Origin of the sequence: Pandoraea cepalis (assembly GCF_902459665.1) — a bacterium.
In the GTDB taxonomy this organism is placed as follows: Bacteria; Pseudomonadota; Gammaproteobacteria; order Burkholderiales; family Burkholderiaceae; genus Pandoraea; species Pandoraea cepalis.
Genome location: NZ_CABPSL010000005.1, coordinates 243589 through 253794 on the forward strand (window position 1 = coordinate 243589; position 10206 = coordinate 253794).

7 protein-coding genes and 1 other RNA gene are annotated in these 10206 nt (G+C 63.5%); 7 read left to right on the forward strand and 1 reads right to left on the reverse strand.

Annotated features, from left to right (window positions below):
* Positions 1 to 60: 60 nt before the first annotated feature.
* Positions 61 to 549: an Lrp/AsnC ligand binding domain-containing protein gene (locus PCE31106_RS09635; RefSeq protein WP_017234859.1), complete on the reverse strand. Its 489-nt coding sequence runs from the start codon at positions 547 to 549 to the stop codon at positions 61 to 63.
* 104 nt (positions 550 to 653) lie between these two features.
* On the opposite strand from PCE31106_RS09635, the gene PCE31106_RS09640 reads away from it, so the two are divergent.
* The 7 genes from PCE31106_RS09640 to PCE31106_RS09670 all read left to right on the forward strand — a co-directional run bounded on the left by PCE31106_RS09640 (position 654) and on the right by PCE31106_RS09670 (position 10167).
* Entirely contained in the window at positions 654 to 1940 is a 1287-nt protein-coding gene (locus PCE31106_RS09640) for a D-amino acid dehydrogenase (protein ID WP_150563108.1), read from the forward strand.
* Between the two features lie 105 nt (positions 1941 to 2045).
* On the forward strand, positions 2046 to 3179 hold the full coding sequence (gene ald, locus PCE31106_RS09645) for an alanine dehydrogenase (RefSeq protein ID WP_150563109.1): 1134 nt from the start codon (positions 2046 to 2048) through the stop codon (positions 3177 to 3179).
* Positions 3180 to 3396: 217 nt separating this feature from the next.
* Positions 3397 to 4095 carry a bifunctional 2-polyprenyl-6-hydroxyphenol methylase/3-demethylubiquinol 3-O-methyltransferase UbiG gene (gene ubiG / locus PCE31106_RS09650; RefSeq protein WP_026132131.1) on the forward strand — a complete coding sequence of 233 codons (699 nt, stop codon included), beginning with the start codon at positions 3397 to 3399 and terminating at the stop codon, positions 4093 to 4095.
* 1 nt (position 4096) lies between these two features.
* Positions 4097 to 4822, forward strand: a complete 726-nt coding sequence (locus tag PCE31106_RS09655) for an HAD-IA family hydrolase (protein WP_254440965.1) — start codon at positions 4097 to 4099, stop codon at positions 4820 to 4822.
* 111 nt (positions 4823 to 4933) lie between these two features.
* Entirely contained in the window at positions 4934 to 8944 is a 4011-nt protein-coding gene (locus PCE31106_RS09660; protein WP_150563110.1) for a DUF748 domain-containing protein, read from the forward strand.
* Positions 8945 to 8974: 30 nt separating this feature from the next.
* Positions 8975 to 9333: a transfer-messenger RNA gene (gene ssrA / locus PCE31106_RS09665) on the forward strand.
* A gap of 609 nt (positions 9334 to 9942) precedes the next feature.
* Positions 9943 to 10167 carry a hypothetical protein gene (locus PCE31106_RS09670; protein WP_174975069.1) on the forward strand — a complete coding sequence of 75 codons (225 nt, stop codon included), beginning with the start codon at positions 9943 to 9945 and terminating at the stop codon, positions 10165 to 10167.
* The last annotated feature ends 39 nt before the right edge of the window (positions 10168 to 10206 follow it).

Consider the following 10206-nt stretch of genomic DNA (forward strand, 5'->3'; position numbering starts at 1 on the left):
ACGCCGGACGCAACCGCAACTTGAGCCTATCGACGCTCTCCCGCCCTCCCGCCGCCGCGCTCACTCCTCGACGTGGATGGTGAGCGTCTCCTTGATCTCCTCCATCACGACGTAGCTCTTCGACTGCACGGCCCCCGGCAGTTGCAGCAGGATGTCGCCGAGCAACTTACGGTACTCGGACATCTCTCGAATGCGCGCCTTGATCAGATAGTCGAAGTCGCCCGAGATGAGATGGCACTCCATCACCTCCGGGATCCGCAGCACTTCCCGCCGAAACTGATCGAACATGTTGCCTGACTTGTGATCGAGCGTGATCTCGACGAATACCAGCAACGCGGCGCCCAGCGCGGCCGGATTCACCCGGGCGTAGTACCCCATGATCACCCCGTCGCGCTCCATGCGTTTCACGCGCTCGATGCAGGGCGTAATCGACAGGCCGACCTGCTCGGCGAGGTCTTTCATCGACATCCGCCCGTCTTGCTGAAGCAGCGCGAGAATGCGCCGATCGAGCCGATCCAGCGTTCGGATCGATTGCTGTTGGACTCTCATTATTTATTCCTGAATTTCCAATATATACATTAACTAAACCTACTAATCAGATAATAGTATGCCAATTATTACTGGATAAACATGGTTTTACAGGAGTCAACGCAATGAAGGTCATCGTTCTCGGTAGCGGCGTCATCGGCGTCACCAGCGCCTATTACCTGGCGAAGGCCGGGCACGACGTCACGGTGCTCGATCGTCAAGCCGGACCGGCGCTCGAGACCAGCTTCGGCAACGCCGGCCAGATTTCGCCGGGCTACGCCTCGCCGTGGGCAGCGCCGGGCATTCCTACGAAGGCCATCAAGTGGTTGTTCCAGAAGCACGCCCCGCTCGCCATCCGTCCGGACGGCACGCTCACGCAACTCAAGTGGCTCTATCAAATGCTGCGCAATTGCACGCCCGAGCGTTATGCCGTCAACAAGGAACGCATGGTGCGGATCGCCGAGTACAGCCGCGATTGCTTCCGTGCGTTGCGCGCGGAGACGGGCATTCCTTACGAAGGTCGTCAGGCGGGCACGTTGCAACTGTTCCGTACCGACGAGCAACTGGCGAACGCCGCGCGCGACATGGCAGTGCTCGAAGAGGCCGGTGTGCCGTTCGAGTTGCTCGACCGCCAGGCACTCGCCAGCGCCGAGCCGGCATTGGCGGCCGTCGCTCACAAGCTCACCGGCGGCCTGCGCCTGCCGAACGATGAAACCGGCGACTGCCAGTTGTTCACCACGCGTCTGGCGGCGATGGCCGAGGCACTCGGCGTGAAATTCCGCTACGACATGCCGATCGACGGTTTGAACGTTGCCGGCGACAAGATCGATGGCGTGGTCTGCGCAGGCACGGTGCAGCGCGCCGACGCCTACGTCGTCGCCCTCGGGTCATACTCCACACCGTTCCTGCGCGGCCTGGTCGACATTCCGGTGTATCCGCTCAAGGGATACTCGATTACGGTGCCCATCGCCGATGCATCGCGCGCGCCGGTGTCGACCGTGCTCGACGAGACCTACAAGATTGCCGTCACTCGCTTCGACGACCGCATTCGCGTCGGCGGCATGGCCGAAGTGGTCGGCTACGACAAGACGCTCAATCCGGCTCGCCGCGCCACGCTGGAAATGGTCGTGAACGATCTGTATCCAGGCGCCGGCAACACGGCCGACGCCTCGTTCTGGACAGGGCTGCGCCCGATGACGCCCGACGGCACGCCGATCGTGGGCGCCACCGCCCTGCGCAATCTGTTCCTGAACACGGGACACGGCACGCTGGGCTGGACGATGTCCTGCGGCTCCGGCCAGTTGCTGGCCGATCTGATGTCGGGACGGCGGCCCGCGATTCTGGCGGACGATCTGTCGGTGGCGCGCTACAGCCGCGCGCCCGACGCGCAGGCCCAACCGGCCTTCGCCTGAGCTTCCAGACGGCACCTTCGGGTGCCGTTTTGATTGGCGCCGCCGAAACGTTGGCATGCGCTGTCGTCACTTTTTGCTGTCACATCACAAAAAAGGAGACGCATCATGAAAATCGGTGTACCCAAGGAGATCAAGAACCACGAATACCGCGTCGGCATGACGCCCGCCGCTGTGCGCGAAGTCGTCGCCCGCGGGCACGAAGTGTGGATCGAAACCCAGGCCGGGTCCGGCATCGGCATGGACGACACGGTCTACGCCGCCGCCGGTGCACGCATTGCCGCCACGGCGGTCGACGTGTTCGATCGCGCCGAACTGATCGTGAAGGTCAAGGAGCCGCAGGCCGTCGAACGCGCCCGGCTTCAGCCCCATCACACACTCTTCACGTACCTCCATCTCGCCCCCGATCCCGACCAGACGCGTGACCTGCTCAAGAGCGGCGCCACGTGCATTGCCTATGAGACGGTGACGTCTGCGAACGGCGGACTTCCCCTGCTCGCCCCCATGTCCGAGGTCGCCGGACGCATGTCGATTCAGGCCGGGGCCACCGCGCTCGAAAAGACGCATGGCGGACTGGGTCTGCTCCTCGCCGGTGTACCGGGGGTGGAAGCCGGCAAAGTCGTGATCCTGGGCGGTGGCGTTGTGGGCACCAATGCCGCGACGGTGGCCGTGGGCATCGGCGCGCAGGTGACGGTGATCGACAAATCGGTCGACGCGTTACGCCGCCTCAATGCGCAGTTCGGTGGCCACGTCCAGACGGTCTACTCGACGCAACACGCCATCGAAACGCATTTGCGCGACGCCGATCTCGTCATCGGCGGCGTCCTCATTCCGGGCGCGGCGGCGCCGAAACTCATCACGCGCGCGATGCTCGGCCTCATGCGCAAGGGCGCTGTCATCGTCGACGTCGCGATCGATCAGGGCGGTTGTTGCGAGACCTCTCACGCAACGACGCACGCCGATCCGGTCTACGTCGTGGAAGGAATCGTGCACTACTGCGTCGCCAATATGCCGGGCGGCGTGCCGCGTACCTCCACATTCGCGCTCAACAACGTGACATTGCCGTTCATTCTGCAACTGGCCGACCATGGACCGGTCGCCGCGATGCGCGCCGATCCGCACCTGCTTGCCGGACTCAATGTGGCGCGCGGCAGGGTGACCAATCGTGGTGTCGCTGACGCGCTGGGCCTGGTCTATCACGATCCGCATGCCGTGCTGGCGAATTTACCGGCTGCGGCGTAGGCACAACGACGTGAACGCGTAGGCGCGTAGATGCATCGGCGCGACGCCGGGGCGCTTCACACCCGGCGCCGCGCCACGCCTCGCGCTTTGGACATGGGCACACTCCCTTCGTTATACTTGCCTCATCTCGACGGCGCCCGCCGGTCAAGCCGGTACCCAGGCACGTGCTGCCGCGCGGCATTCTGCCTGTCCCCAAGCCGTCCCTGTCCATGAGCAAGTGATGAACGCCGACCCGCAAGAACTCAATAAATTCAGTGAATTGGCCCACCGTTGGTGGGATCCCCACAGCGAATTCAAGCCGCTGCACGAGATCAACCCGCTGCGGCTCGACTGGATCGAGCAGCATGTGCCGCTCCAGGGCAAACGCGTGCTGGACATCGGCTGCGGCGGCGGCATTCTCTCCGAATCGATGGCGCGCCAGGGCGCACACGTCAAGGGAATCGACCTGTCGAAAAAGGCGCTCGGCGTGGCCGATCTGCACAGCCTCGAAGCCGGCCTGTCCATCGACTATGAAGAGATCTCCGCCGAGGCGCTCGCCGCGCGCGATGCGGGAACGTACGACGTGGTGACCTGCATGGAGATGCTAGAACACGTGCCGTCACCGGCATCCGTCGTGGCGGCGTGCGCAACGCTCGTCAAACCGGGCGGTCATGTGTTCTTCTCCACGCTCAACCGCAACCCGAAGGCCTGGCTGCTGGCGGTGGTCGGCGCCGAATACGTGCTGCGCATGCTGCCGCGTGGCACGCACGACTACGCCAAGTTCATCCGACCGTCGGAACTCGCGTCGTTCGCCCGCGCCAGCGGCCTGACGGTGCGGGATCTGCGCGGCATGACCTACAACCCGCTGAGCAAGCGTTACGCGATCAACCGCGACACCGACGTCAACTACATGATCGCGTGCACCCGCGATGCCTGATATGTTCGAGCCCCCCGCCCGAGTCCCCGCCACGCCCTTCGGCGCCGATGCACAACTGCTCAATGGCAACGTTCGCGCCGTGCTGTTCGACCTGGACGGCACGCTGGCCGACACGGCGCTCGATCTCGTCGCCGCCGTCAACAAGGTGCGCACCGACCGCGGTCTGGCGCCGGGTCCCTATGAGACGCTGCGCTTGCAAGCGTCGCACGGCGCGCGCGGACTGATCGGCAGCGCCTTCGGCGTCGCCCCTGAGGATGCGGCGTTCCCGTCCTTGCGCGATGCCTTCCTCGCCAATTACGAAGCCGCCTTGTGCGTGCAGAGTCGCCTGTTCGACGGGATTCCCGCGCTGCTCGAGGCCTTGGCTGCGCGCGGCATGCCGTGGGGCATCGTGACCAACAAGGCCGCGCGTCTGACCGATCCGCTCGTCAAATTGCTCGGGCTCGCCGAGGGTGCCGCGTGCGTGGTATCGGGTGACACGACGCCGCACAGCAAGCCTCACCCGGCCCCCCTACTGTACGCCGCCGAGTGCATCGGCATCGCGCCCGGGCGCATCGTGTACGTCGGCGACGACCTGCGCGACATCCAGGCGGGCAAGGCGGCAGGGATGGCGACTGTCGCGGCAGCCTATGGCTATTGCGGCGACTCGCTGACCCCTGCCGAGTGGCAGGCGGACGCTGTCGTCGAACACGCGGGGGCGATCGCCCCGCTGGTAATGTTGCCGGCCTGACGGGTCGGGTCATTACCTCCCGGGACAGGGCCACCGCAGCCGATCCCGGGTCTGTCTCGCCGCGCAACAGAGGCGCGGCGCCTGCGTCACTGGCGACTTACGGGAGACCGCATGGCCGAGCAAGAGAACGATCGCAAACCCCCTTCAGCCTCGCCGGAATCGTCCGCCGACGGCACTCGTCTGCAACAAGGTCTCGTTCGTGCCCGCGCGCTCGGGCGCGACCCCAACGTGCGCCGCCGTGCGCGCAAGACCAGCCTGTGGACCGCCGGGGTGATCGCCGTGTTCGGCGTCATCGGTTATTTCACTGTGCCGGCGGTGGTCAAGCATTACGCCGTCGAAAAGCTCTCGGCCTATCTGGAACGACCGGTGAGCGTGGGCGACGTCAGCTTCAACCCGTACACACTGCGCCTCGATTTGCATCAGGTCCATATTGGCGACAAAACGCCGGGGCAGCCATTCGTGGACGTGGGCATGCTGCGCGTAAACGCCTCGTGGGGTTCGCTGTTCCGCTTTGCACCGGTCGTCGACGAGCTTTACGTCGACACGCCGGTGCTCAACATCGTGCGCACGGCCCCACAGCGCTTCAACTTCTCGGACATCATCGATCGCGCAACGTCGGGACCGCCGTCCCCCGAGCCGTCGAAGCCCGCTCGCTTTGCGCTGAATAACGTGCAGATCAAGAACGGTACGGTGCGCTTCGACGACGCCGTGCAGAACGAAAAGCACGTCATCGATCATCTGCAGGTCGGCGTGCCGTTCATCGCGAACCTGCCGGCCGACACCGACATCTTCGTGCAGCCGCTGCTGCAGGCCTCCATCGACGGCTCGCCGGTACGGATCTCGGGCCAGACCAAGCCGTTTGCCGATTCGCTGGAATCGACGGTCGACATCAAGCTCGACCGGTTCGATCTGACCAAGTACCTCGGGTATTCGCCGGTCAACGTGCCCGCGCAGATCAAGAGCGGTGCCATCAGTACCGATCTGAAGCTGCATTTCACCCGCGACAAGGACGGCAATCACGTGCTGCTCACGGGCACGGCGGGATTGTCCGACGCCGTGGTCAACGAGCCGGATGGCTCGCCGCTCGTCGCGGTCAAGCAAGTCGACGTGAAACTGGGCAAGGTCGAGCCGCTTGGCAATGTCTATCACATCGATAGTGTGCGAGTCGACGGTCTCGACCAGCACGTCACGCTGGAAAAAGACGGCTCGATCAACGTCGCCAAGGCGCTGCTGCCGCAGCGTCAGGTCATCAAGGCGGTGGGCAAGGCGGTGGATCAGGCTGCGGCGTCGCCGCAAGCGAGCGAAGCGGCCAAGGCGGCACCGAAGGTGCCGGCCGAGCAGACGGCACGTCCTGCGTCGCCGGCGTCGGCGGCCGAAGCGGCCCAGGCGAAAGCGTTGGCCGCTGCCGAACCCGCGCCGCTCGACCTGCTGGTCGGCGACGTCTCGCTCGTCAACAGCAAGGTGCGCTTGACCGACGAGCGCGGCGCGAAACCAGCGAGCCTCGCGCTGGAGAATATCCAGATCGGCGTGAAGCAGTTCTCGACGCTCGGCAAGGACCCCGCGACGTACGACGCGTCGCTGGGCATCCAGAGCGGCGGTTCGCTCAAGGCGCACGGCCAGTTCAGCCTGCCCGCGTACAACGCGAGCGGCGAACTCGAGGCCCAGTCGATTGCGCTCGCCGCCCTGCTGCCCTTCGCGCAAGGTGCGCTCGCGGGCGAGCTCAAGAGTGGCACGCTCGGCGCCCAGGCCAAGTTCAGCGCGGCGTTTGCCCCCGACAAGCAGCCCAACGTCCAAATTGCGCCGGCCACGGCCACGCTCGAGAAGATCGAATGGCTGACCGGTCTCAAGGGCGACGCGCCGGTCAAACTGGCCAAGGCTGAAGTGAAACTCTCACACTTCGATCTGGGCGCGCGGCAAGCGGCGCTCGACGAGGTCACCGTCAACGGGCTGCAGGTGTCGGCGCGTCGCGACAAGGACGGCAAAATCAACCTGCTCGCCCTGACCGGCGACGGCCAGCCGAAAGCCGCGGCAAACCAAGACAAAGGCAAAGGCAAAGATATAAAGGCGCGCGTGGGCACGGAGCGCGGCCGGCGGACGTCCGCCGCATCGGCTTCATCGAACACGCAGGCGAGCGCGGGCGGCTGGCAATGGACTGTCGGCAAGGTGGCGTTGGAAAACGCCAGCCTCGGGTTTGAAGACCGCGACGTCAAAGGCCGTCCGATCAACGCGACGTTCGCACCGCTCAACGTCAAGGTGCAAGGCGCGTCGCAGGACATGAGCAAGCCGTTGCAGGTGGACATCAGCGGCACGCTCAATAAGAAAGGGTCGCTCAACGCCACGGGTCACGTCACGCCGCAACCGCTCGCGGCCGATCTTCAGATCAAGACGCAGCAGCTCGATCTGGCGGCGTTCGATTCGTACATGAGTGACCAATTGAACGCGAGCATCGCGAGCGCGCTGCTCTCCAGCAACGGGCGGGCCACGTTCGCGATGAAGGGCGACACCCCGCAGGCAACCTACCGCGGCGATGCCACGCTGGGCAACGTACGTCTGCTCGACAAGGTCACGACGGATGACTTCATGCGCTGGAATGCGCTGGCGGTGCAGCAGATCAATCTGGCGGTGGGCAGCGGCAAGCCTAACGTCCAGTTGGGCAGCATTGCGTTGTCGCGCTTCTACGCGCGTTTGATCATCAACGCGAACGGGCGCTTGAATCTGGCCGATGTGGTCGGCAACAAGGAAGCGGCACCGCGCTCGCTGACGCGTGCGAACGAAGGCGTGCCGCTCGGTGGATCGACGGCCAAGCCACCGCTCGATGCGGCGGCGTCCGCCGTGGAAGCGGGACAACCGACGGCCGCCGAGACGCCAGCGCAGAAGCCTGGCGAGACGACGGCACAGCGCGGCCCGGGCTACGGGGCTGGCAAGGCGCTGCCTGCGGACGTCCACATCGGGCGTATCACGCTGCAAGGCGGCAACATCAACTTCACGGACAACTTCGTCAAGCCGAACTACACAGCGAACCTGACGGATATTGGTGGGCAAATCGGCGCATTCGGCACGGCGACGACCGAGCCCGCTGCGGTCTCGCTACAGGGCAAGGTCAACCGGAATTCACCAATCGGCATCAACGGCAAGATCAATCCGCTGGCGCCGATGGCGTTCGTGGATCTGAGTGCCAAGGCCGACGGCATCGAGCTGACCAATCTCACGCCGTACTCCACGAAGTACGCGGGCTACCCCATCGACAAGGGCAAGCTCACGGTCGATGTGCACTACCTGCTCGATCAGGCGAAGCTGACGGCGAACAATCACATCTTCATCGACCAGTTGACGTTCGGGGATCACGTGGACAGCCCGACGGCGACCAATCTTCCGGTGCGTCTGGCGGTATCGCTGCTGAAGAATTCGCGCGGCGAAATCGATGTGGACATCCCGATCTCCGGCTCGCTCGACGATCCGCAGTTCAGCCTTGGCGGGGTGATTTTCCGGGCGTTCGTGAACCTGATCGTCAAGGCGGCGACGGCGCCGTTCAGTTTGCTGGCGTCGGCGTTTGGCGGCGGCGACCAGGAGCTGGGCTACGTGGAGTTCGCGCCAGGCAGTGCGCGCCTGACGCCGGAGAGCGAGAAGCGGCTGGAGACGCTGGTCAAGGCGCTGACGGATCGCACGGCGTTGAAGCTGGATATCGAGGGTCGGGTCGATCCGGCGAAGGATACTGACGGTCTGCGCAAGGTAGCGGTGGAGCGCGCGATCAAGGCGCAGAAGGTCAAGGCGATGGTCGGCAAGGGAGAGAGCATCGACGTGGACACCGTGAAGGTAAATCCGGAGGAGCGCAGCAAGTACTTGACGGCAGCTTACAAGGCGGCCGACTTTGCCAAGCCGCGCAACCTGATCGGGTTTGCGAAATCGCTGCCGGACGACGAGATGGAAAAGCTCATGGAGACGAACGTCAAGGTGGGCGACGACGATCTGCGGGCGCTGGCGGATCGGCGGGCGCAGCGCGTACGGTCTTGGCTGGATGGCAAGATCGCGTCGGATCGGATGTTCGTGGTGGCGCCGAAGCTGACCGCGGACGGCATCAAGGACAAGGGGGCGACGACACGGGTGGACTTTGAACTTAAGTAGGCCATTTGTGTCATAATCAGCGTTACCACTGGGGCCGACATGGTTTCGACGTGGGTAGCGAAGCGAATCAGGGCATACCGAGGACCCGTCACCTCGTTAATCAATGGGAAAATTAGTAACTGCAAACGATAACTCGTACGCACTGGCTGCCTAAGGGCGCCTGCCTCGCACTAGCTCTCTGACGGGTTAGGGTAGCAATACCAAGCGAGGTTATTCACGTCAGATAATCTTCGGTGGTGCCACGGCGCCGGAGCCTAAAATCAAGTGGATCGCTGTTGCGTAGCGTGTTCGTCCGCGACAAAACGGTTAAATCAAATGACTGAACTAAGTATGTAGAACTGATCGTAGAGTACTTGCGGACGCGGGTTCGATCCCCGCCGGCTCCACCAATACCAATGCCCAACTGTGTATGCAGTTGGGCATTTTTTTCGTAAGTCCGCGTCCCTGCGCGGGTTCCTGCGGGTTCCTGCGGGTTCTTGCGGGTTCTTGCGGACTTCGGCTTCCCCGGCCGCTCCCGAAAAACGCCCGTTTTCACTCTCTCCGGGCCATTTTTCTCTCCGGCCTCGCCCTCCCCAAGTGGCCCAAAGTCCGCAAAGGCCACGGTTCGACGCCATAAAAATCAACAGCTTACGCGCGAACGAATCAAGCGGTTGTTTTTTGGCATCGGTTGGCGAAGGAAACCGCCCCGATTCGGAGAGTGGAGATACGCCAAAGATTGCGTCAGAGATTCGAAAGTGTTGAAGGGTCGAGGCTGTCTTTGAAGGCAGGTACCGGCCATGACCTGAACCGCCCCAGATTTCCAACTCGTCCGACTCAGGCCCCTGGCGCCCCACATCCTGCCGTACTCGTGACCTCGATTGGAAACGTCACCCGAGCCCCGAGCCCATCCTCAGCCAAGGCGGAATGCGCAGCTCGGCCATCACGACTGGTCTAACACCATACTCTTTCCAAAGAAGTTTCAGGCTATCCTTCCTAAAAGAACAACCTGCGGGGACCACATGCCTAAGACCAACCTCGAAATCGTGCAGCCGCCGAAGCGGGCACCGCGCGATGCCGCACTCAATGATCAAGACGCTATCGACAGATCACGCACCGCTGAGATCGTGCTTGCACTTTGTGGGCCGATGGGCACCCCGTTACACGATGTAGCAAAGACGTTCAAAGACTTGCTTGAGGGGACTGATTTGAACCACACCGGATTTGGTGGAGGCTCGAATTCTTGAGAGAATCGAGCCATGAACAAGAAAGCAACGAAGTTTTCC